Below are 22,771 nucleotides of genomic sequence, written 5' to 3'. Positions count from 1 at the left end.
ACAGTGCGGAGGGGAAATGGTTCCGGTTTATTATACGAGCATTCATGGCATCACGCATGATCATTCGATGCTCAAAAAATAGGCTACGTCCGCACCCAAAGGGCGAGGCGTAGCCGAGCTTTTTTTATGAAACTCTATTGACCATTTTCATGCTTTTTATCCCAGGCTCAATCAGACGAAACGAAAGACGGGGACGCCTGCGGGAAGAGCATGAGGTGAAGACCCTGTAGAACATCCAAAGGATGTTCGAGGAGGCTGAGGCCATGCCCGCGGCAAGCTTCCGTCTGTAGTGCAGTCTGATTTCACTAATTGAAAAGGTTAAAGTTTCTTTTCGTATATCAAATTGTGTTAATAGAGACTTTTTCAGTGGTCTCCATCATAAGTGACGGGGCGTTTTCTGTATCTGCAGAAATTAGGGATATTCCGGCAGCCCTTCAGGAAGAGCCGTTTCTTCCATGTAGGCAAGCACTTCTTCATTGAACAGCTGTGCTGCGTCCATCGGAAGTGTATCATCCTCCCGGCGGTACGATTCTGCGACCAGCGGAGAAAGGTCTTCCCACATTACACTCCGTTCCAGATGGTCCCGGTCAAACTGAATGAAAAACTCTTCCACCGTCATGTTCATGCCGTCGGCCATGCCCTGAATGGAAGCCGGCGTATCCGTGGAGAACAGTTCCATGCTGTACGCTGCCTGTTCTTCAATTTCTTCCGGAGAAGCACTGACATCGTACTTATGTCTTGCGAGAAGCCGCCAGGCCGTTTCGAATTCGACGCGCTCTTCTGCCAGTTGAAGCATCTCATCTGTAGACCAGTTTTCATTGTATTCGTGCATTTGAATGTAATATCGGACAAACCAGCGCCGCTCCCATTCATTCTGTTCATCCATCGCCTGAGAGGCGTCGTAAATGAGCAGTGCTTCTTTGGTTAAGTGTTCATACCGTTCTGCATTAAAGCTGCTCTCCTGACTGCCGACAATCAGCTCCACCGTTTCTTCTTCTTCCTCTACGAAGGGAACGGCTTCCTCATTGCTGCAGGCTGTAAGCACCGCTGCATAGAGGAACAATAGTAATAGACGATGCATACAGCTTCTCCTTTCCTGATTATCTCCGTACATTATTTATGTTTCCATACCCGTAATCTTGTCTGTATTATCCATCTTATTCGAAAAACATGTAAAAGTATCAAAAAGTCCTGTGCAGCATGTCAGGAGAAACGGGAGGAAGAAGTTTCTTGAAGTTGCTTACAGGGAAGCTTATACTTGTAATAGTACAGAAGGAAGAGGCAAAGGTAAACAGTTTATTGAAAAGGGAGATGCTCCTTCTATGACAAAGCACGAACAAATACTACAGTTCATCCGGACATTGGATGTTGGTTTCAAAATCTCGGTGAGGCATATAGCAAAAGAGCTCCATGTGAGTGAGGGAACAGCGTATAGAGCTATTAAAGATGCAGAAAATCAAGGGCTCGTCAGTACGATTGAGCGGGTAGGAACTATTCGAATTGAGAAGAAGCAGAAGGAAAACTTTGAGAAGCTTACATATGCGGAAGTCGTCAACGTTGTAGAGGGAACCGTGCTGGGCGGGAGAAACGGGCTTTACAAGACGCTGAATAAATTCGTCATCGGTGCCATGAAATCCGAACAGATGATGCGGTACGTGGATGCTGGCAACCTTCTTATCGTGGGAAACCGGGAAAAGGTTCATCGGATGGCACTTGAAGCTGGATCTGCGGTATTAATCACCGGAGGCTTTGATACGACAGAAGAAGCGCGAAAGCTGGCTGATGAGCTTGAACTGCCCGTCATTTCAACCTCCTACGACACATTCACCGTAGCTACGATGATCAACCGTGCGATTTATGATCAGCTGATCAAAAAGGAAATCGTCTCCGTTGAAGACATTCTCATTCCGATCGAGAAAACAAATCATCTCACGCTGAACCATACCGTGGAAAAATACCAGGCGCTGAGCCAGGAAACCGGGCACAGCCGATATCCGGTCATTGATGACGACCTGCGTCTTCACGGGGTTGTGACCGGAAAAGATATTATGGGGGCTGCTCCGTTTACAGAAATCGAAAAGGTGATGACAAAGCAGCCGATTACGGTTACGAGACAGACGTCGGTTGCTTCGGCAGCGCACATGATGGTCTGGGAAGGGATCGAGCTCCTGCCGGTTATATCCTCTTCACGGAAATTAATCGGCGTGATCAGCCGTCAGGACGTATTGAAGGCACTCCAGATGATCCAGCGCCAGCCTCATGTCGGCGATACGATTGAAGATTTAGTTACACGGCACCTGGAAGATGCTTCTGAAGGGCGTGAAACGCTGTATGAGCTGGAAGTAACGCCGCAGATGACAAATCATCTCGGCACGATTTCCTACGGTGTCATTACAACGATTGTCACGGAGTCGGCAAGCCGTATTCTGCGGAAGTCGAAAAAGGGGGATCTGGTTGTCGAAAGCCTGACGGTCTTTTTCATGAAGCCGGTACAGATTGATTCCCGGCTTCATATTAAACCGCAGCTTCTGGAAGCTGGAAGGAAGTTTGGGAAAGTGGACGTGGAGCTGTTTATTCAGGGACAGATGGTCGGTAAAGCGATGCTGATGGCGCAGCTGATCGACCGCTGATTATTCAGCGCCGGACAGCTGCTTATATTTTCTCGTTCCTAGAACGATATTCGCCGTTCCCAGGACGAAGAAAATCAGCCCGATCACTGCTGCAAGCTGTGTCTGGTAGAAAACATAGCTGTTTATACCGAAGGCGGCGATGAAAAGTCCGAGCGAAATGTTTGCCTTGGCTCCCTGCTTTTCCCGCTCCGTGTATTCGGCGTGTCTGCTTTCAGCCACTTTAAAATAAACATAAGCAATCAATGAAAAGATAATGACGATTGGAAAAATAATCATGACAGAATTGTCTCCTTTTGAATGGGGAATAAACCTTCTCCATTCTAGCGGAGGAACTTTTACTGTGCAACTGAATGGAGAGATGACATGTTGAGTATACAGGAACAGATCTGGGAGGCAGTGAGCCGGCATGATACGGTTATTCTGCACCGCCACGTCCGTCCGGACCCTGATGCAGTCGGTTCCCAGGCGGGTCTTGCTGAATTAATTAAAACCAGTTTTCCGCAGAAAAAGCTGTACCTGGCAGGTGAATCAGAAGCATCACTCGAATTTCTAAGCGGCATGGACACGTTCGATGATGCTGTGTACGAAGGAGCACTTGTGATTGTCTGCGATACGGCGAACACGGCACGGATCGATGGTGCGGGCTGGGATAAAGGGAAGATGCTCATTAAAATCGATCACCACCCGGATGTGGAACCCTATGGAGACATTCAGTGGGTCGATACAGAAGCGAGCTCCACATCGGAAATGATTGCCGAGCTTGCAGAAAACGTCGGCGCCGACATGCATGATGAGGCAGCCAGGCTGCTTTATGCAGGGATTACGGCAGACACCGGACGTTTCCGCTTTCCCAATACGACGTCAAGAACTTTCCATGCTGCACAGAAGCTCGCCGCTTTTACGTTTGACCGGAGTTCCTTGTATCATGAAATGGAAAAAACCTCTCTCACACTTCTGCGGCTGCAGGGATATGTCCTTTCCAGCGTAGAGTTAACGAAAAATGGTGCCGCCAGAGTGAATCTGTCGGAGGAAACGCTCGCTTCCTTTGATGTGACGTCCAATGATGCTGCAGCGATCGTCAACTGCTTTTCCCACCTGGATGGACTGCGGGCCTGGGTGTTTTTTGTGGAAGAGCCGGAGCGGATCCGGGTCCGGATGCGTTCAAAAGGACCTGAGATTAACGCTCTTGCACAGAAGTACCGGGGCGGCGGCCATCCGATGGCTTCCGGCGCAGATGCTTTAAACTGGGAAGAAGCAGACGCTTTATTTCAGGAACTGGATGAGCTGTGCGGTCATTTTCCTAAGTAAAGAACGAATGTTCGTGTTATAATGGCAGAAGAACAAGAAAGGGGCGGTCCGGCAGTGGCATTTACCCATTTTCATGTACAGAGTGAATGGAGTTTACTTGAAAGCAGTGCCCGCATTACTTCCATTGTGCGGCAGGCGGCAGCGCAGGGTCACTCTGCAGTGGCACTCACCGACCGCCATAATCTTTACGGCGCCCCGGCTTTTTATGAAGAATGCAGAAAAGCGGGCGTGAAGCCGATTATTGGAGCAAAGCTTACCGTGCATGCAGATAAAAACTGCAGCGGTGAGCTTCTTTGTATTGTGCGGGAGCAGGCAGGGTACCCGCATCTCATCCGCCTGATAACCGAACTTTGGGAAAACGGCGGTTCTCTTCCACTTTCTTCTGTCAGCGGTGAACATCTCGTTATTATTGAACCGATGCTGACCGGATTGTCCACCCGTCTTCTGATGAACGGAGAAGAGGATCAGGCATGGCAGATGCATCAGCGTATCGCTTCCCGGGCGGCAGAAACCTACATAGAAATTTCCCCATATGGCCGGGAAACCGGCCGGGATATCCGTCAAACGCTTGCCCGATGGCGGGATACGATGGAGGAGCCGCCGGCATTTCTCGCCGGTGCCAGGGTTCTCTCGAGCTCAAAGGAGGATGCTCAGACACCTTTACTGCTTCAGGCAATTGCTGCAAATACAGCGGTTCAGGAAGATCAGCATCAGGTGGAGGGTGGTCCGCTGGTGTCAGAAGAAGAACTGATCCAGGATCTCCCCGGCTGGCAGGCTGCGGTGGAAGAAGCCGGAAGACTCGCGGAGAAGTGCAGCTGGAAGCTTCCGGAAGCAGAAGTGAAGCTGCCATCGTATCCATCCGGTCTGCCTGCACCGGAAGCGCTTGAAAAATGGTGCAGAAACGGTCTGATGGAAAGGTATGACACGCCTCCGCGCGAAGCAGAAGCCCGGCTTTCGTATGAGCTGTCCATCATCAACAGAATGGGGTTCGCCGACTACTTTCTTATCGTCGCCGATTTCATGGCGTACTGCAGAAATGAGGGCATCACGACCGGGCCGGGAAGAGGATCGGCTGCCGGTTCGCTTACGGCGCACCTTCTTGGTATCACTGAAGTGGATCCACTCGAGTACGGGCTTCTGTTTGAGCGGTTTTTAAATCCTGAGCGGGTGACGATGCCGGATATCGATATCGATTTTGCCGACGTGGACAGAGACCGTGTTATTCATTATGCGGCAGACAAGTATGGGATGGACCGGGTGGCTCAAATAATTACGTTCGGTACCTTTGCTGCAAAAGCTGCGCTGAGGGATGCAGGGCGGGCGCTCGGGTTTGACAGCTATGCCGTAGACCGTATTGCCCGCGCTGTGCCTGCCGGGCCTTCTGTAACACTTGAGGAAGCCGGAAAAGACCGCCGGTTTGCCGACCTTATAGAAAAGGAGCAGGCTGCACCGCTTCTAAGAGCAGCGGAGCGGCTGGAAGGACTACCGAGACATACTTCCATTCATGCCGCAGGAGTAGTCATGAGCAGCGTCCCGCTGACTGATTATATGCCGCTTCAGCCTGGTAAGGATGGCATGAAACTGACGCAGTTTCCCATGGGTGATCTGGAAAGGCTGGGCCTTTTAAAAATGGATTTTCTCGGTCTGCGGAACTTAACGCTGCTGGACCGCATGGAAGCATTAGCCGGCACTTCCTTCTCTGATATTCCGATGGATGAACCTTCTGTCTACAAGCTGTTGTCCAAAGGAAAAACACGCGGCATTTTCCAGCTGGAATCCGGCGGAATGCAGCGCGTGCTCAAGCAGATGCAGCCGACGACGTTTGAAGACATTGTGGCAGTGAACGCGCTGTACAGGCCCGGTCCGATGGCCTTCATTACCGACTATATCGATGGGAAACATGGGCGGAAAACGCCGGATTACGTTCATCCCGATCTGAAGCCGATTCTGGAAACAACGTTCGGTGTGCTGATCTATCAGGAGCAGATTATGCAGATCGCAGTAAAAATGGCAGGGTTTACACCAGGGGGAGCAGACCTGCTGCGAAGAGCGGTGAGTAAGAAAAAGCGGGAGGAGCTCGAGAAAGGGCGCCGCCGTTTTCTGGAGGGAGCTCAGGAGAAAGGGCATACCGCGGAAGATGCGGAAAAAGTATATGACTTAATCGTCCGGTTTGCCGATTATGGATTTAACCGGAGCCACGCTGTCGCCTACAGCATCATCTCCTACCGGCTTGCCTATGTAAAAGCGGTCCACCCGCATGTATTTTATACAGCGATGATGGAAGGGCTGCTGCATGATCAGGAGAAGCTGGCTGCCGTGATTGATGAAGCGAAATCAAGCGGAATCCGTCTGCTGCCGCCGGACATTAACAACAGCAGTACTTCCTTTTCCATTGAGACGGAAAGCATTCGGACAGGCCTCGGGGCCATTCGATTTATTAGCACGAAAACCGCAGATCTCCTCTCGGAAACAAAACCATACAGCGATTTATTTGAGCTCTGTGCGTCGCTTCCGCAGGCAGCACTTCAACGTCGGACGCTGGAAGCACTCATTCACAGCGGCGCATGTGACAGCTTCGGTGAAACCCGGGCTACACTTCTTGCCACGCTGGATGCTGCCATGTCCTACGCTGCAGAAAAACGGCGTGAGAATGAGGAGGGGGCCTTTTTATTTCCGGATGAGCAGACGGCAAGAGAATATGAGAGACGCCCTGCTTTTTCGCATTCCGAGGAACTGGATAACGAGAAAGAATACCTCGGTTTTTATGTAAGCGGTCATCCGCTGGAAGCATATTCTGGACTGCTTTCAGAATACGGACGCACAAAAATCATCGACCTTCCGTCAGACGGAATATGTCGTACAGCAGGGTTGATTCAGACAATCCGGAGCATCCGCACGAAAAAAGGGGCGCTGATGGCGTTTATGGAATTGGAGGATGAGAGCGGAATAATATCCGTCACTGTTTTTCCGAAAGCGTATGAAGCGTATCAGCTGCAGCTTGTTAAAGGAGCTGCTGTTTTCCTGGAAGTCCGCGTGGATGAGCACGATGGAGAAAAAAAGCTCATATTAGAGAAAGCCGTGCAGATCGAAGAGTGGATGAAGCGTCTTGAAGAAAAGAAAAAAGACGTCCTTCACCTGTACATTACAGCCGATGCAGAACGAAGGTCACTGACAAAGGTGAAAAAACTGCTGGATGAAGCTCCCGGCAGTATACCGGTCCGGATGACGTATCAGAGGAGCGGTCAGACAATGCAGTTATCAGAGATGTGGAATGTGAAAGCGGATGACGTTCTGCTGAAGCGGCTCGGAGCTGTGCTCGGATCGAAGAATGTCCTGCTGCACGAAGGAAGCGGTTCCAACTTCTGACCTGCGGCAAGGCTTTTTCCGTAAAAAATCCAGCCGGACGGTGTACGCCGTCCGGTTTTCTGCTATAATGATACATGGACTGCCGGGTGGTCAGACCACCACGGAAGATGTGACTACAGCAGAGGAGAGTGGCGAGTATGGCGACACTGAGAGAAGAAGCACTTCACATGCACCGGGTAAAGAAAGGGAAGATTGAAACAAAGGCCAAAGTGCCTGTCCGGAATGCGGACGATTTATCGCTTGCCTATTCTCCAGGTGTAGCAGAACCATGCAAGGCTATTTTTGAAGACCCTCAGACAGTATACGACTACACGGTAAAAGGAAATATGGTTGCTGTCGTTTCTGACGGTACGGCTGTCCTCGGTCTGGGTAATATCGGCCCTGAGGCGGCGATGCCGGTCATGGAAGGGAAGGCAGTACTGTTTAAGTCATTTGCCGGTGTGGATGCATTCCCTGTCTGCCTGGATACGACAGATGTAGATACCATCGTGCAGACGGTGAAGCTCATGCAGCCGACGTTCGGTGGAGTAAACCTGGAAGATATCGCCGCCCCGCGCTGCTTTGAAATCGAGGAGCGCCTGAAGCGGGAAATGAATATTCCTGTCTTTCACGATGACCAGCATGGTACAGCAATCGTTACGGCAGCAGGACTCGTGAATGCACTGAAGCTCAGCGGAAAAGCAATGAAGGATATCCGCGTCGTTATTAACGGTGCCGGTGCAGCAGGCATTGCGATCATGAAACTTCTTCAGAGCATGGGCTGCAAGTCGATCATTCTCTGCGATTCGAAAGGTGCCATTTACGACGGCCGGCCATATGGCATGAACAAACTGAAGCACGAAATTGCCCAGGTAACGAACAGTGACAAACTGGAAGGAACGCTTCCGGAAGTCATTGAAGGCTCCGATGTGTTCATCGGTGTTTCTGTTGCAGGAGCGCTTACACAGGAAATGGTCGGCAGAATGAACGACGATCCGATTATTTTTGCGATGGCCAATCCGGTACCGGAAATTATGCCGGATGAAGCGAAAGAAGCCGGCGCAAGCGTGATTGGTACAGGCCGGTCGGATTTCCCGAATCAGGTAAACAATGTTCTCGCCTTTCCGGGTATATTCCGGGGAGCACTTGATGTGAACGCTACACATATCAATGAAGAGATGAAAAAAGCAGCTGTACAGGCTATCGCTGAGCTTGTAGGGCCCGGCGATCTTCACGAAGATTACGTCATTCCGGGACCGTTCGACAAGCGGGTGGCCCCTGCTGTAGCGAAAGCGGTCGCCAAGGCAGCAATGGAAACGGGCGTTGCCAGACGAAAAGTCGATGCGGAAGCGGTAGCGGAAAAGACGCGCCAGCTGACCATGATCGACGATGATGCATAATCAGTCCTGTCAGAAAAAAGGCTGACCTGCGCGGAGGTGTCTCAACCTGTTGGTTTGAGGCACCTCCCACCCATTTAGATAGACGAGCCGCACCAGACGGGAAAGGGGGCCTTCGGTGAGCGATGGAAAGAAAGTATACGTGCAGATTCTGCACCACCTGGAAACATTAATCATGCAGGATAAGCTTCAGGCCGGCGATAAGCTCCCTTCAGAGCGGGAACTGGCAGAAAAGCTGGGCGTCGGCCGTTCTTCTGTAAGGGAGGCGTTCCGGGCACTTGAACTTCTGGATCTGATCGAAACGAGGAAAGGGGAAGGAACATTTCTCCGCCTTTCCGGAAGCCACCGCCTGGCGGAAATACTCGCAGGCTTTTTTCTAAAAGATGCCCGCGCTCATCAGGATCTTGCTGAGACGAGAGCGATCCTGGAGGTGGAGGCGGCCCGGCTTGCGAGTGAGCGGGCCGGAGAAGAAGAGAAGCGGCACCTTTACCAGCTGGCGGAATATGCCCATCAGCAGGATGTGGAAAAAGCGCTGGAAGCCGATATTCACTTCCACCGCACGCTCGTCAGTCTCGGCGGAAACAAGCTTATTTTAAATATCTGGATACCTTTAGTTGAATACAGCAGGACCGCCCTCAGACAGTCACTGTCAAGAGAGGGGAGAATCGAAGATGCTTACCAGGAACACCTGCTTATTGTAGATTCCATTCTGAAAGGACCCGATGAAGCAGCCGGTGCGGTCAGACTGCATATGAAAAACAGCCGATTCTAGCGGCGTGAATAAGTGAATGAGGAGGAAATGATAATGCTTCGAGATTTGTTTTCCAAGAAAAAGCGCCCGGAGAAAATCCCTTCTGAAAAAGCCAAACAGGAAGTGCCGGAAGGGCTGATGTCCAAATGCCCCGGATGTAAAAAAATATCGTACATAAAAGAGCTCAGAAAAAATGATATGGTATGCGAACACTGTGGTTATCACCACCGGCTGTCTGCGGGAGAACGGTTGTACTGCACGGTGGATGAAGGGACGTTTACGGAAATGGATGCGCAGTTGATCGCTGAAGATCCACTCGGGTTTCCGGAATACAAAGAAAAATCAGCGAAAGACCGGGAAAAGACGAATTTAAATGAAGCCATTGTAACTGGAAGAGCAGAGATCGAAGGTGTTCCAGTTGTCATCGGTGTTATGGATGCCGGTTTCCGGATGGGCAGCATGGGAGCTGTTGTCGGAGAGAAAATCAGGCGTGCAGCCGACACGGCAGTAAACGAAAGACGTCCACTGCTTTTATTCGCGGCTTCCGGCGGAGCACGCATGCAGGAAGGTGTTATCAGCCTCATGCAGATGGGGAAAACGAGTGCAGCACTCCGAAGACTTCATGAAGAAGGGCTTCTTTTTATCAGTATTATGACCCACCCTACTACAGGAGGGGTTTCCGCAAGTTTTGCATCGCTCGGAGATGTGAATCTGGCGGAGCCGGGCGCGCTGATTGGATTTGCAGGAAGAAGAATTATTGAGCAGACAGTGCGGGAAAAGCTTCCGGATGATTTTCAGACAGCGGAATTTCTAATGGATCATGGACAGCTGGACCGGGTTGTCCACCGTCATGATTTAAAAAGCCAGATCGGCACGATCCTGGCTGTTCATGCACGGGGAGAGGAGGAGTAGTCATGGCTGATCATCTGCCTTTTGAGAAACCGGTGATCGAACTCCGGGAAAAGATTAAAGAACTCCGTTCGTTTACCGAAGACAAAGACATTGACTTAAGCGGCGAAATCGAGAAATTGGAAAGCCGGCTGGCTCAGTTGGAAGAAGATATATACGGAAATATGAAACCGTGGGACCGGGTGCAGCTCGCACGACATACAGAGCGTCCGACAACGCAGGACTATATTCAGCTTCTTATTACTGATTTTCTGGAACTTCACGGGGACAGGCTTTATGGAGACGACGCTGCCATCATCGGCGGGATCGGCTTTTTTGAAGGAAACCCTGTCACTGTTATCGGACACCAGCGCGGAAGAGATACGAAAGAAAATCTGCGCAGAAACTTTGGTATGCCGCATCCGGAAGGATACCGTAAAGCACTTCGGCTGATGAAGCAGGCGGATAAATTCAAACGTCCGATTGTCTGCTTTATTGATACGAAAGGCGCCTACCCTGGAAAAGCAGCAGAGGAGCGGGGACAGAGTGAGGCAATTGCCAGAAATTTGATCGAAATGGCAGGTCTCCGCGTTCCGGTTCTTTGTATTGTGATCGGCGAAGGCGGAAGCGGCGGTGCGCTCGCTCTGGGAATCGGGGACCGGCTGTACATGCTGGAAAACTCAACCTATTCCGTTATTTCTCCGGAAGGGGCGGCAGCGCTCTTGTGGAAAGATTCCGGTGAAGCTCAGCGCGCAGCGGAAACGATGAAAATTACGGCACCGGACCTGGAAAAGCTCGGTATTCTGGATGGTGTTATTCCCGAAGTCCGAGGCGGTGCACACCGGGATGTTCAGCAGCAGGCAGATGCTATACGGGAGGTTCTACGCAGAGAGCTGAAAGAATTATCATCAAAAGACCCGGAAGTTCTCGTTTCAGAACGGGCGGAAAAATTTAATCAAATTGGATCCTACGCCGATGTAACCGATGCCAATACCGAAGAATAGGGATTTTTGTCGAATCGCCGGAAAGCCTGCCCTGTCAGACATCTATTGTCTTTGCAATACGAAAGTGTTATTTTATACACAGTTGCATACTGAAGCCATACAGTTGAGGTGAAGCAGAGACATGAAGCGAATTGGAGTACTAACAAGCGGCGGAGATTCGCCGGGGATGAACGCAGCAATCCGCGCGGTCGTCCGCAAAGCAATTTATCATAACCTTGAAGTATACGGTATCTATTACGGGTACCAGGGACTGATCAGCGGTCAGATTGAAAAGATGGAGCTCGGCTCCGTTGGTGATATTATTCACCGCGGCGGGACGAAGCTTTACACAGCACGATGTGAAGAATTCAAAACGCTCGAAGGTCAGAAAAAAGGCATTGAACAGCTGAAAAAATTCGGCATCGATGCGCTTGTTGTCATCGGTGGTGACGGCTCATTTCAAGGTGCTAAAAAACTGACAGAACATGGTTTTCCTACGATCGGCGTTCCAGGAACGATCGACAACGATATTCCCGGAACAGATTTCACTATCGGTTTTGACACCGCACTGAACACCGTCATTGATGCCGTGGATAAAATTCGAGATACTGCTACATCCCACGAGCGGACGTACGTTGTTGAAGTGATGGGCCGCGACGCAGGCGACCTGGCTCTGTGGGCGGGTCTTGCCGGCGGTGCAGAGACGATCATGATCCCGGAAGTGGATGAAAACATGGATGAGATCATTAAACGACTGAAACGCGGTCATGACCGGGGCAAAAAGCACAGCATCATTCTTGTAGCTGAGGGCGTCGGATCCGGCGTGGATATCGGCCGGGAAATCGAAGAGAAAACAGAACTCGAAACCCGTGTTACTGTACTCGGTCATATTCAGCGCGGCGGATCGCCGACAGGAAGAGACCGTGTTCTGGCAAGCCGTCTCGGCGCAAAAGCAGTTGAACTGCTTCTTGCCGGCGAAGCGGGATTGATGGTAGGAATTGAGAAAAACAACTTGGTTTATCATGAAATCAGCGATGCACTGAAAAAGAAGCCGTCGCTGGATCAGGAAATGTATCAGCTATCGAAAGAGCTTTCGATCTAATTCTACAAGGCAGTTCAGCTGGGACCGCTGCCACGGTCCTGGCTTTTGTGTGGAATCAATCTGAACGGAAATATGAAGGAGGAACTACTGCATGAGAAAAACAAAGATTGTATGTACGATTGGACCTGCCAGTGAATCCAAAGAGAAACTGGCCCAGCTGATCGATACAGGAATGAACGTAGCACGACTGAACTTTTCCCACGGAGATTTCGAAGAGCACGGAGCCCGTATCAAAAACATCCGCGAAGCAGCTGAGGCTGCCGGTAAGGACACAGCAATCCTTCTTGATACGAAAGGCCCGGAAATCCGCACGCAGACGCTGAAAAATGGAGCAGTTGACCTGGAAAAGGGCCAGACACTCCGCGTATCGATGGAAGAAGTAGAAGGGACAGAGGAAGTTATTTCCATCACATATCCAGGGCTTGTAAATGATGTTCATGTAGGCTCTAAACTGCTTCTCGATGACGGACTTATTGAACTTCTCGTAACAGAGATCGGGGAAAAAGAGCTTGTAACAGAAGTGCTGAACAGCGGTACACTGAAAAATAAAAAAGGCGTAAATGTTCCAAACGTCAGTGTGAACCTTCCCGGGATTACGGATAAGGACGCTAAAGACATCGAGTTCGGTATCGAACAGGATGTTGATTTCATCGCCGCTTCCTTCGTACGCCGTGCATCGGACGTATTGGAAATTAAAGAGCTTCTGGAAAAGCACGACGCTGCTCACATCCAGATTATCCCAAAGATTGAGAATCAGGAAGGCGTCGACAATATCGAAGAGATTCTTGAAGTGTCCGACGGCCTGATGGTTGCCCGCGGCGACCTCGGTGTGGAAATTCCTGCCGAGGAAGTACCGCTCGTACAGAAGATGCTTATTAAACGCTGCAACCGTCTCGGTAAACCAGTCATTACAGCAACGCAGATGCTGGATTCCATGCAGCGGAACCCACGTCCGACACGCGCTGAAGCATCCGACGTAGCCAACGCGATTCTGGACGGCACCGACGCAATTATGCTGTCGGGCGAAACAGCTGCCGGAACGTATCCGGTTGAATCTGTACAGACGATGCAGAATATCGCAGAGCGTGCGGAATCGGCAATGAAGCATGAAGATGTCCTCCGCAAAGCGACGAAAGAAAGCGAAAATACGATTACAGAAGCGATCAGCCAGTCTGTAGCCCACACGGCTCTCAACCTTCGGGCCAGTGCAATTCTGACAGCAACTCAGAGTGGTCATACGGCACGGATGATTTCGAAATACCGTCCGGAATCGATCATTATTGCTGTAACGAGCAGCAAGCGTGTGAGCCGCTCTCTGTCTCTCGTATGGGGAGTGCACGCTCAAGTTGGGCAGCAGGTGAAATCTACGGATGAAATGCTGCAGCTCTCTGTAGACGAAGCGCTGAAATCGGGCTATGTCAACAACGGAGATCTCGTTGTCATTACTGCCGGTGTTCCTGTCGGCGAGCGTGGAACAACGAACCTTCTTAAAGTTCATGTCATCGGCGAAGTCGTTGCCCAGGGACAGGGGATCGGCCGTAAAGTAACAAAAGGACCGGTTACAATTGCCAACACGTCGGAAGAAGCGCTGCAAAAAGTGAAGCAGGGCGATGTGCTTGTAACAAACAATACAGACCGCGATATGATTGAGGCATTTGAACGTGCTGCAGCGGTCATTACAGAACAGGGTGGACTCACATCCCACGCAGCGGTTGTCGGTCTCAACCTCGGCATCCCAGTCGTTGTAGGAATCGATGACGCCCGCGCTCTGTTTACAGAAGGAGAAACAGTGACTGTAGACGGTACGCAGGGCAAGATCTATAAAGGATCAGCGAGTATCCTCTAACCCTTTTTAAAGTGAAAAAGTATTACTCTCAAAGCGGAACCGCCTGCCGGACAGCATCTTAGGATGTCCGGCAGGCTTTTTTAACTAATAAGAATGTATAAAATTTAAAGGCTCTTTTACGCAGGCATATAAAGGGCTGCAGCATTTCAATGTTCTGTTCCATGTACCATTTCTTTCTGTTGATGGAGCTTCTCCGCTTTTCGGCAGGAGCCTGCGTGGGCTTGTCTTCCAGCCGGGCGCTGTATGCACGGATATGAAGTATTGTCCAGCTGCAGCACCCGCTCTGGTTCCTTCACCCCTGCCGAAGAAAGCGAAGATCAGCTTTCGTCGGAAGGGCTTCCAGGACTGGTCGCTCGTGACCAGGGCGCTTCCGCTTTTCAGATTCCCTCTGGAACGTTTACGGCTGCAGGTGCAGGCAGAAAGCGGGAACTTATTCAACAAACCTCTCTTTTTTAAGAGCTCCTTCCGCCGGGTTGTATAAAGGCGGTCCGTCTGCTTCACGAGTAGGAATCAGGCCGTATTCGTGATACACTTGATAAGAACGTATGATGAAAAAACGAGGTGAAATAGATGAAGAAATTACTGCTGCTGCTTCTGATTGTAGTGCCTTCACTGGAAATGGCCGTGATTCTTCTTTCGTGGAATCTGATCGGACTGTTTCCGACAATTCTTATGGTTGTATTAACAGGCGTGCTCGGTGCATGGCTTGCAAAAAGAGAAGGGCTCCAGGCAGTCCGGCGTGCACAGCTCCGCACATCCCAGGGACAGGTTCCGGGAAATGAAATACTTGATGGTATCTGTATTCTGATCGGGGGAATTGTCCTTTTGACGCCAGGATTCATTTCCGATGCTTTTGGTTTTCTGCTGCTGATTCCTGCAACGCGTGAGTTATTTAAAGGTATGCTGCAGCGTATGTATGAACGTGCGGTCCGTTCCGGAAATATTCAGTTCGTCGGGCGGAGTGCCGGAGGCTGGCAGCAGCGATGAATCAGGCTGTTTTATTTATGCTGCTGCTTCTCGGTGTAGGTGTACTTGCACGGAACCAGACGCTTATCATAGCAGTAGCGGCCCTGCTGATTCTGCACTATACAGGTGCCGGATCGCAGGCTTTTCCATTTCTTCAGGCAAACGGAATAAAAATCGGCGTAACAATTATTACGATTGCTGTATTAATACCTATTATGACCGGCGAGATCGGACTGGCTGAACTCCAGGCGGCGATGGGGTCGTCCTACGCCTGGATTGCACTGGCTTCCGGAATATTTGTAGCGGTTATCGCAGCAAACGGTATTGAGCTGCTGCAGAATGATCCACATATAACCGTAGCGCTCGTGGTCGGTACCATCCTCGCAGTTGCTGTATTTGGCGGTGTCGCAGTCGGCCCGGTCATCGGTGCGGGGATCGCCTACCTCGCTATGCGTGTCGTGCAGTTTTTTTCCACTCTCGGAGGAGGCTGATCCTCCGGGGGCAGGAAAACGGCAGGATTGTTTACAGTATTTCTGTATTTTTGCGTTCACAATTATGCGAAAAATGGTATAATGATAATCGTGAGATTACCAAATACATAGAGAAATGCATGGTTTGGTCTATATCGGCGGCTGCGCAATTTCGTAACCGCTTTCGATGAGACGGCTGGATTCCGGTTGATCTCCTCTTAATCCTGACAGCAAAGGAGAGATAGCATGAGTGCAACAAAAGGTTTAGAAGGGATTGTCGCGACGACTTCAAGTGTAAGCTCCATTATTGACGGGGTGCTTACGTACCATGGGTACAATATTGATGATCTTGCAGATAATGCAAGCTTTGAAGAGGTTATTTATCTGCTTTGGAACCATAAGCTTCCAAATAAAGAAGAGCTGAAGTCATTCAAGCAGGAACTGTCTCAGGCGTCTCCGATTCCGGATGCCGTGATCGAGCAGATGAAGTCCTATGACATCAGCAAAGTCCACCCGATGGCAGCCCTGCGTACTGCCGTTTCCAACCTTGCTCTATTCGATGAAGAAGCAGACGAGATGAATGAGGAAGCAAACCGCCGAAAAGCGTTAAAACTTCAGGCGCAGATTCCGACGATCGTCACTGCTTTTGCCCGTATCCGTGAAGGAAAAGAGCCTGTTGCGCCGAAAGAAGGACTTAGCTTTGCAGCAGGATTTCTTTACATGCTGAACGGAGAGGAGCCGGATGAGATTTCGGAAAAAGCATTCAATAAAGCACTCGTCCTTCACGCAGACCATGAGCTGAACGCTTCCACTTTTACAGCGCGTGTATGTGTTGCGACGCTTTCTGATGTCTACTCCGGTATCACATCAGCAATCGGAGCGCTGAAAGGACCACTTCACGGCGGTGCCAATGAGCGTGTGATGGCTATGCTGAATGAAATCGGCGACGAAGATAAGGCAGAGTCATATATTAAAGATGCCCTTGCCAACAAGGTAAAGATTATGGGCTTCGGCCACCGTGTCTACAAAGACGGTGATCCCCGCGCAAAGCATTTGAAAGAAATGTCCCGTCAGCTTACTGAAGTGACAGGCGTCAGTAAGTGGTATGAGATGAGTGTGAAGATTGATGAGATCGTAACAAATGAAAAAGGGCTTCTGCCGAATGTGGACTTTTATTCTGCGTCGGTCTATCACAGCCTCGGCATTGACCACGATCTGTTTACACCAATCTTTGCAGTAAGCCGTACTTCCGGCTGGCTTGCACACATTCTGGAACAGTACGAAAATAATCGTCTGATTCGTCCGCGAGCCGAGTATACTGGTCCGGATAAACAGGAATGGGTGCCGCTCGAAAAGCGTACCTGATAAAAAAAGAAGTAAACGGACGGGGCTGTTCTTTTTCAGCTCCTTCCTTTACGATATAATTGTGAAGCAACGAACTATTTCTAGGAGGTTTTTGTTTTATGGCTGGAGAAAAAATTCAAGTAAACAATGGAGAATTAACTGTACCTGATACCCCGATTATTCCTTATATCGAAGGTGACGGTATCGGTCCTGATATCTGGAAGTCCTCTTCCAGAGTAATTGAAGCAGCAGTTGAAAAAGCCTACAACGGTAAAAAGAGCATCGAGTGGAAAGAAGTTCTTGCCGGTCAGAAAGCACATGACAAGACGGGCGAATGGCTTCCGGATGAAACACTGGATACGATCCGTGAGTACATGATCGCAATCAAAGGACCTCTGACAACGCCAATCGGCGGCGGCTTCCGCTCGCTGAACGTTGCTCTTCGTCAGGAACTTGATCTTTTTGCATGCGTTCGTCCGGTTCGCTGGTACAGCGGTGTGCCATCGCCGGTAAAGCGTCCGGAAGACACAGACATGGTTATCTTCCGTGAGAATTCTGAAGATATTTATGCAGGTATCGAGTTCCAGGAAGGAACAGACGAAGCGAAAAAGGTTGTAGATTTCCTTCAGAATGAAATGGGAGCTACAAAAATCCGTTTCCCTGAAACATCCGGTATCGGTATCAAGCCGGTTTCCCGCGAAGGTACGGAACGTCTCGTGCGATCTGCTATCCAGTATGCGCTGGATGAAGGCCGTAAAAACGTGACGCTCGTACACAAAGGTAATATCATGAAATTTACTGAAGGTGCGTTTAAAACGTGGGGCTACGAGCTTGCAGAGCGCGAATTCGGCGATAAGGTCTTCACATGGGCGGAATACGACCGTCTCGTAGATGAAAAAGGAAAAGAAGAAGCAAACCGTATTCAGGATGAAGCAGAAGCAGCAGGTAAGATCATCGTTAAAGATGCGATTGCTGACATCTTCCTTCAGCAGATCCTGACACGACCGAAAGAATTTGACGTAGTTGCCACGATGAACCTGAACGGTGACTATGTATCCGATGCACTTGCAGCCCAGGTAGGCGGCATCGGTATCGCACCGGGAGCGAACATCAATTACGATTCCGGCCATGCGATCTTTGAAGCAACACACGGAACAGCACCAAAGTATGCAGGACAGGATAAAGTAAACCCATCCTCTGTACTACTATCCGGTGTGCTTATGCTGCGTCACCTCGGATGGGGAGAAGCTGCGGATATGATTGAAAATGCAATGGATAAAACGATTGCGGAGAAAACCGTCACGTATGATTTCGCCCGTCTGATGGATGGTGCGACAGAAGTGAAATGTTCTGAATTCGGAGATGCTCTGATTAAGAACCTCGGTTAATCTATCGTTATGAGAAGCCGGGAGCAGAATGCTGTTTTCCCGGCTTTTCCTTCGAATGAGGGTGTCTCAGCCGAACAACGGCTGGACGCCTTTTTTCTAAAGTTTAGATTCCATAAATGGAGGGATTTTAATGACACCTATTAAACGTCGTAAAATAACCGTAGTTGGAAGCGGATTCACAGGTGCAACATCAGCGCTTATGGCTGCCCAAAAAGAGCTCGGCGACATCGTACTCGTAGATATTCCCGATAATGAAGACCCTACGAAAGGAAAAGCACTGGATATGCTGGAAGCAAGTCCAGTACAGGGGTTTGATGCGAAAATTAAGGGAACTTCCGATTATGCGGACACAGCCGGATCCGATGTTGTTGTAATAACTGCAGGAATTCCACGAAAGCCGGGTATGAGCCGCGATGATTTAATCAGCACAAACGCCGGAATTATGAAAAGCGTCACAAAAGAAATTGTGAAATATTCTCCGGACTGCTTTATTATCGTGTTAACGAACCCGGTGGATGCAATGTCCTACGCGGTGTTCCAGGAGGCTGGTCTGCCGAAAAACCGGGTGATCGGCCAGTCCGGTGTCCTGGATACGGCCCGTTTCCGCACGTTTATTGCAGAAGAACTGGACGTTTCCGTAGAAGACGTCCAGGGATTCGTGCTCGGTGGACACGGGGATGATATGGTACCGATGCTCCGTTACAGCAGTGTTGGAGGAATCCCGGTGCAGAAGCTGATTCCGAAAGACCGTCTCGATTCGATCGTGGAGCGGACACGCAAAGGCGGCGGTGAAATTGTCGGACTGCTGAAAAACGGCAGCGCCTATTATGCTCCGGCAGCAGCCATTGTTCAAATGGTGGAAGCCATCGTGAAAGATAAAAAGCGGATTCTGCCGACGATTGCTTATCTGGAAGGCGAATATGGGTATACGGATATGTATCTTGGCGTGCCGACGATTATCGGCGGCAACGGTATCGAGAAAATCTTCGAACTCGACCTTCTTGATGAAGAGCGCGAGCAGCTCGATAAATCCGCTGATTCCGTCAAGAATGTCATGAAATCTCTCTAAGTATAGAAACAGGCAGGAAGAAACATCGTCTTCCTGCCTTTCATACACCATTTACTGAAAGCGCTTTCTTTTATTTTGTGATATGCTGGAAAGGACAGGAGGGATGGGGAATGTTTACAAAAAGGCAGCGGATCGGCAGAACGATTGACGATCTACAGCCCGGAAACAAATGGGAAGAAACGATACCAGTAACTGATAAAGAAATTCTTTTGTATCTTGGAATGAGCGGAGATGCGAATCCGGCCTATATCCAGCACGATTATGCTGCAGGAACTCCGTATAAACGCCCTCAGGTGCCGCAGCTGATGCTTCAGGGAATGGTTACATCTGCCGTCAGCAATCATCTCCCGGGACCGGGTACAGTGCTGAAAGAAATGCATATCCGCTATGACGCCCCGCTTTATCATGAAGATACTCTGCATCTGAAACTTGTTTTGACAGACATTCGTCCACAGACAGAGGAGGTAACAATTCAGGCAGAAGGGATGAGCGGATCGACACGTATTTTCTCAGCTGCCGTAATCGCTGTTCCTCCATACCCGTGGAAACCGGCGACCGAGCAGGCATTCAGCTACGACAATTTTTAAACAGAATATGGCATGGGCAGGAAGCAGGAAGGACATCTTGCGTCCTGCTTTTTTTGTAGTAAGATGAAAGTATGGGGAGCAGAAGATAGTACATACTTGCTGTTGTGGGGTAGCAGCTTATAAAAGGGGAATGAGCATGGCACAGAAATTACTGGTCGTTGATGACGAAGAATCGATCATGCAGCTGCTTCAGTACAACCTGGAGCAGGCGGGATTTGAAGTAACCACTGCGATGGACGGCAGGACAGCGCTTGATACGGCTTCACAGGAATCGTTTGATCTGATCGTGCTGGATTTAATGCTTCCGGAAATGGATGGACTGGAAGTATGCAAAGAGCTCCGCAGAAATAAAGTGACGACACCGATCCTGATGCTTACGGCGAAAGACGATGAGTTCGATAAAGTACTTGGTCTGGAGCTCGGGGCAGATGATTACTTGACGAAACCATTCAGTCCCAGGGAAGTAACAGCCCGGGTCCGCGCAATTTTAAGGCGTTCACACACGCAGGCCCCGCCGGAAAAGCAGGAGCAGGAAGAGAAAAAAATGACGGTCGGGGATGTCGTCCTTTTTCCGGACAATTATGAAGCGTATCTGCTGGAAGAGCAGATGGAGCTGACACCGAAAGAATTCGAACTGCTGATGTACCTTATGACAAACAAAGGACGCGTTATGACGAGAGATCAGCTGTTAAACTCTGTATGGAACTATGATTTTGTCGGAGACACACGGATCGTCGATGTGCATATCAGCCACCTGAGAGAGAAAATTGAACCGAATACGAAAAAGCCGGTATATATAAAAACGGTCCGGGGGCTCGGGTATAAAATGGAGGAACCGGGGCGTTCTCTATGAGCAGTTACCGGTTCCGGCTGATTCTTCCGGTTTCGCTGATTATTCTGCTTGTTCTTGCAGGACTGGGGGCTGTCCTTGGTCCTTTTATTCAAGATTTTTATCAGGACCGGATGGTCGACCGGATTGAGAAAGAGGCAGAGACCGCGGCCTTTGCAATCGAGCAGAGGTCTGCGGATCAGGAGCTTCAGGAAGTGGTTTCCGCTCTGGCGGAACGGCTGGAGGCGAGACTGACACTTATTGATGCAGATGGTACCGTGCTTGCAGACAGCAGTCAGGAAAACGGCGATATGTCTTCAAGAGAAAACCGTCCTGAAGTCATTGGTGCCAGAGGCGGAGGAGAACCTTTCAGCATTCGTTTCAGTGAGACGGTGAATACAGAGCTTTTATACTACGTCGTGCCGCTGGAACTGACGGAAGAAGAGGGACAGCTGCTCCGGATCGGGGTGGAAATGGATGAGCTTCAGGATGTCTATCAAAATGTATGGACACTGCTCATCGTTTCGTTCTTTGTCGCTTTTGTCATAATCGTGGCGCTTATTACGAGGCTGACGAATGAACTCATCCGCCCGGTGGAGGATGCGCGCCGGGTAGCGAATGAACTGGCAAGAGGAAACTTTTCTGCCCGGACCTATGAAGGCGTGGACTTGGAAATAGGAGAACTGAACCGCTCGATCAACGTTATGGCGGAAAACCTCGAGCAGGTAACAAAAACGTATGAAAACCAGCAGGAGCGGCTCGAGACGCTGATTGAAAATATGGGAAGCGGCCTGATTCTGATTAACGCCAAAGGCGATATTACGCTGTTGAACCGTTCCTGCAGTGAAATTTTCGAGGAAGATACGGCACAGTGGCAGAATCAGCTGTACTACAATGCGATCAACAATAAGAAAATGATCAAGTTCGTCCAGGAACTGTTTTTGAAAGAAGAGCCGATCCGCAGACAGATGAAATGGCCGTCGGGTATATACATCCGTCATTTTGATGTCCATGGTGCACCGGTCGTCGGCCAGGACGGGAAATTGAAAGGGATCGTGCTCGTGTTCCATGATATTACGGAACTGAAAAAACTGGAGCAGGCGAGAAAAGATTTCGTCGCCAATGTATCCCATGAGCTGAAGACGCCCGTCACATCACTAAAAGGGTTTACGGAAACACTTCTCGACGGTGCGATGAATGACGAAGCTGCCATGGAACGATTCTTAACGATCATAGCCAAAGAGGCGGTCCGCTTAGAAGAGCTGATCACCGATCTTCTGGAGCTTTCCAAAATTGAAGGGGAGCATTTCCAGCTGAACTGGGATGAAGTTGATTACGGATCACTGGCAGAGGAAACGCTGCTGCTGTTGAAAGAAAAAGCAGCAGCAAAATCGATGAACCTGGAAACGAAAATTCAGGGGGATACAACAGCACCCGGTGACCATGCCCGCTTAAAGCAGGTATTTTTAAACCTGGTGAACAATGCAGTCGTCTATACACCGGAAGGCGGCGATGTACGCATTAAAGTCACTGGTCAAAAGGAAAATGTAGTTGTAGAAGTCAGCGATACGGGCATCGGCATCTCCAAAAAGGAAATCCCGCGTGTGTTCGAACGCTTTTACAGAGTGGACCGTGCCCGCAGCAGAAATTCCGGCGGTACGGGCCTCGGACTGGCGATTGTAAAACACCTGGCGGAAGCGCACCATGCCGAGCTGGCGGTGGACAGCCGACCTGGTAAAGGAACGACATTCCGTCTCGTTTTCTCCCGTTATCCATTTGGTTCATAATGATTTACATTTTCTTCACTGCGTCTTAAAACTTTCTTAGTATTCAGGGGATATACTAGGAACTGTGAACGGAACACAGAG

At 49.9% G+C, this 22,771-nt stretch carries 20 protein-coding genes; 18 read left to right on the top strand and 2 right to left on the bottom strand.

The features are described from left to right. Positions 1–412 precede the first annotated feature (412 nt). On the bottom strand, positions 413–1,081 hold the full coding sequence (locus C6I21_RS15440; RefSeq protein ID WP_142393276.1) for a hypothetical protein: 669 nt from the start codon (positions 1,079–1,081) through the stop codon (positions 413–415). Between the two features lie 241 nt (positions 1,082–1,322). On the opposite strand from C6I21_RS15440, the gene C6I21_RS15435 reads away from it, so the two are divergent. Further along, complete coding sequence (locus tag C6I21_RS15435; RefSeq protein ID WP_105960383.1) at positions 1,323–2,630, top strand: DRTGG domain-containing protein; 1,308 nt, start codon at positions 1,323–1,325, stop codon at positions 2,628–2,630. On the opposite strand, the gene C6I21_RS15430 is transcribed toward C6I21_RS15435, so the two are convergent. Further along, positions 2,631–2,906 carry a YtpI family protein gene (locus tag C6I21_RS15430; RefSeq protein WP_181186281.1) on the bottom strand — a complete coding sequence of 92 codons (276 nt, stop codon included), beginning with the start codon at positions 2,904–2,906 and terminating at the stop codon, positions 2,631–2,633. Between the two features lie 96 nt (positions 2,907–3,002). On the opposite strand from C6I21_RS15430, the gene C6I21_RS15425 reads away from it, so the two are divergent. From C6I21_RS15425 to pnpS, 17 genes are all read left to right on the top strand, one after another. After that, positions 3,003–3,938, top strand: coding sequence for a DHH family phosphoesterase (locus C6I21_RS15425; protein ID WP_105960385.1), 936 nt, complete (start codon positions 3,003–3,005; stop codon positions 3,936–3,938). Positions 3,939–3,959: 21 nt separating this feature from the next. Further along, complete coding sequence (dnaE, locus tag C6I21_RS15420) at positions 3,960–7,304, top strand: DNA polymerase III subunit alpha (protein WP_105960382.1); 3,345 nt, start codon at positions 3,960–3,962, stop codon at positions 7,302–7,304. A 137-nt stretch (positions 7,305–7,441) separates the two neighbouring features. After that, positions 7,442–8,683: an NADP-dependent malic enzyme gene (gene ystJ / locus C6I21_RS15415; RefSeq protein WP_105960381.1), complete on the top strand. Its 1,242-nt coding sequence runs from the start codon at positions 7,442–7,444 to the stop codon at positions 8,681–8,683. A 115-nt stretch (positions 8,684–8,798) separates the two neighbouring features. Continuing rightward, entirely contained in the window at positions 8,799–9,452 is a 654-nt protein-coding gene (locus C6I21_RS15410; RefSeq protein WP_105960380.1) for a FadR/GntR family transcriptional regulator, read from the top strand. A 33-nt stretch (positions 9,453–9,485) separates the two neighbouring features. After that, complete coding sequence (gene accD, locus C6I21_RS15405; protein WP_105960379.1) at positions 9,486–10,343, top strand: acetyl-CoA carboxylase, carboxyltransferase subunit beta; 858 nt, start codon at positions 9,486–9,488, stop codon at positions 10,341–10,343. 2 nt (positions 10,344–10,345) lie between these two features. Then, positions 10,346–11,323: an acetyl-CoA carboxylase carboxyl transferase subunit alpha gene (gene accA, locus C6I21_RS15400; protein WP_105960378.1), complete on the top strand. Its 978-nt coding sequence runs from the start codon at positions 10,346–10,348 to the stop codon at positions 11,321–11,323. 121 nt (positions 11,324–11,444) lie between these two features. Continuing rightward, entirely contained in the window at positions 11,445–12,404 is a 960-nt protein-coding gene (pfkA, locus tag C6I21_RS15395) for a 6-phosphofructokinase (RefSeq protein WP_105960377.1), read from the top strand. Positions 12,405–12,495: 91 nt separating this feature from the next. Then, positions 12,496–14,250 (top strand): pyruvate kinase, encoded by a 1,755-nt coding sequence (pyk, locus tag C6I21_RS15390; protein ID WP_105960376.1) that lies wholly within the window; start codon positions 12,496–12,498, stop codon positions 14,248–14,250. Between the two features lie 243 nt (positions 14,251–14,493). Next, positions 14,494–14,706 (top strand): hypothetical protein, encoded by a 213-nt coding sequence (locus C6I21_RS16620; protein ID WP_105960375.1) that lies wholly within the window; start codon positions 14,494–14,496, stop codon positions 14,704–14,706. A gap of 114 nt (positions 14,707–14,820) precedes the next feature. Continuing rightward, on the top strand, positions 14,821–15,237 hold the full coding sequence (locus C6I21_RS15380; RefSeq protein WP_105960374.1) for an FxsA family protein: 417 nt from the start codon (positions 14,821–14,823) through the stop codon (positions 15,235–15,237). Then, the gene (locus C6I21_RS15375) at positions 15,234–15,707 is read left to right on the top strand and encodes a DUF441 domain-containing protein (RefSeq protein ID WP_105960373.1); all 474 of its coding nucleotides are present in this window, start codon (positions 15,234–15,236) and stop codon (positions 15,705–15,707) included. Before C6I21_RS15380 ends, C6I21_RS15375 begins: the two co-directional genes overlap by 4 nt. Before the next feature lie 225 nt (positions 15,708–15,932). Beyond that, complete coding sequence (citZ, locus tag C6I21_RS15370; RefSeq protein WP_105960372.1) at positions 15,933–17,051, top strand: citrate synthase; 1,119 nt, start codon at positions 15,933–15,935, stop codon at positions 17,049–17,051. A gap of 98 nt (positions 17,052–17,149) precedes the next feature. After that, positions 17,150–18,418: an NADP-dependent isocitrate dehydrogenase gene (gene icd, locus C6I21_RS15365; protein ID WP_105960371.1), complete on the top strand. Its 1,269-nt coding sequence runs from the start codon at positions 17,150–17,152 to the stop codon at positions 18,416–18,418. Positions 18,419–18,548: 130 nt separating this feature from the next. After that, positions 18,549–19,487 carry a malate dehydrogenase gene (gene mdh / locus C6I21_RS15360; protein WP_105960370.1) on the top strand — a complete coding sequence of 313 codons (939 nt, stop codon included), beginning with the start codon at positions 18,549–18,551 and terminating at the stop codon, positions 19,485–19,487. 110 nt (positions 19,488–19,597) lie between these two features. Next, positions 19,598–20,074 (top strand): MaoC/PaaZ C-terminal domain-containing protein, encoded by a 477-nt coding sequence (locus tag C6I21_RS15355; protein WP_105960369.1) that lies wholly within the window; start codon positions 19,598–19,600, stop codon positions 20,072–20,074. 136 nt (positions 20,075–20,210) lie between these two features. Beyond that, positions 20,211–20,927 carry a response regulator transcription factor gene (locus C6I21_RS15350; protein WP_105960368.1) on the top strand — a complete coding sequence of 239 codons (717 nt, stop codon included), beginning with the start codon at positions 20,211–20,213 and terminating at the stop codon, positions 20,925–20,927. After that, positions 20,924–22,690, top strand: coding sequence for a two-component system histidine kinase PnpS (gene pnpS / locus C6I21_RS15345; RefSeq protein WP_105960367.1), 1,767 nt, complete (start codon positions 20,924–20,926; stop codon positions 22,688–22,690). Before C6I21_RS15350 ends, pnpS begins: the two co-directional genes overlap by 4 nt. The last annotated feature ends 81 nt before the right edge of the window (positions 22,691–22,771 follow it).

The organism is Alkalicoccus urumqiensis, assembly GCF_002993335.1.
Taxonomy (GTDB): domain Bacteria; phylum Bacillota; class Bacilli; order Bacillales; family Salisediminibacteriaceae; genus Alkalicoccus; species Alkalicoccus urumqiensis.
The sequence above is the reverse complement of the archived record's forward strand: the minus strand, read 5'-3'. Positions and strand labels throughout refer to the sequence as shown.

Excerpts from the sequence above, each read along its gene's own strand:
- C6I21_RS15355 (WP_105960369.1), top strand. The coding sequence starts at position 19,598 with ATGTTTACAAAAAGGCAGCGGATCGGCAGAACGATTGACGATCTACAG.
- C6I21_RS15380 (WP_105960374.1), top strand. The coding sequence starts at position 14,821 with ATGAAGAAATTACTGCTGCTGCTTCTGATTGTAGTGCCTTCACTGGAA.
- pyk (WP_105960376.1), top strand. The coding sequence starts at position 12,496 with ATGAGAAAAACAAAGATTGTATGTACGATTGGACCTGCCAGTGAATCC.
- C6I21_RS15375 (WP_105960373.1), top strand. The coding sequence starts at position 15,234 with ATGAATCAGGCTGTTTTATTTATGCTGCTGCTTCTCGGTGTAGGTGTA.
- C6I21_RS15350 (WP_105960368.1), top strand. The coding sequence starts at position 20,211 with ATGGCACAGAAATTACTGGTCGTTGATGACGAAGAATCGATCATGCAG.
- C6I21_RS15440 (WP_142393276.1), bottom strand. The coding sequence starts at position 1,081 with ATGCATCGTCTATTACTATTGTTCCTCTATGCAGCGGTGCTTACAGCC.
- ystJ (WP_105960381.1), top strand. The coding sequence starts at position 7,442 with ATGGCGACACTGAGAGAAGAAGCACTTCACATGCACCGGGTAAAGAAA.
- C6I21_RS16620 (WP_105960375.1), top strand. The coding sequence starts at position 14,494 with ATGCACGGATATGAAGTATTGTCCAGCTGCAGCACCCGCTCTGGTTCC.
- C6I21_RS15435 (WP_105960383.1), top strand. The coding sequence starts at position 1,323 with ATGACAAAGCACGAACAAATACTACAGTTCATCCGGACATTGGATGTT.
- pnpS (WP_105960367.1), top strand. The coding sequence starts at position 20,924 with ATGAGCAGTTACCGGTTCCGGCTGATTCTTCCGGTTTCGCTGATTATT.
- citZ (WP_105960372.1), top strand. The coding sequence starts at position 15,933 with ATGAGTGCAACAAAAGGTTTAGAAGGGATTGTCGCGACGACTTCAAGT.
- dnaE (WP_105960382.1), top strand. The coding sequence starts at position 3,960 with ATGGCAGAAGAACAAGAAAGGGGCGGTCCGGCAGTGGCATTTACCCAT.
- pfkA (WP_105960377.1), top strand. The coding sequence starts at position 11,445 with ATGAAGCGAATTGGAGTACTAACAAGCGGCGGAGATTCGCCGGGGATG.
- accA (WP_105960378.1), top strand. The coding sequence starts at position 10,346 with ATGGCTGATCATCTGCCTTTTGAGAAACCGGTGATCGAACTCCGGGAA.
- C6I21_RS15430 (WP_181186281.1), bottom strand. The coding sequence starts at position 2,906 with ATGATTATTTTTCCAATCGTCATTATCTTTTCATTGATTGCTTATGTT.
- mdh (WP_105960370.1), top strand. The coding sequence starts at position 18,549 with ATGACACCTATTAAACGTCGTAAAATAACCGTAGTTGGAAGCGGATTC.
- icd (WP_105960371.1), top strand. The coding sequence starts at position 17,150 with ATGGCTGGAGAAAAAATTCAAGTAAACAATGGAGAATTAACTGTACCT.
- accD (WP_105960379.1), top strand. The coding sequence starts at position 9,486 with ATGCTTCGAGATTTGTTTTCCAAGAAAAAGCGCCCGGAGAAAATCCCT.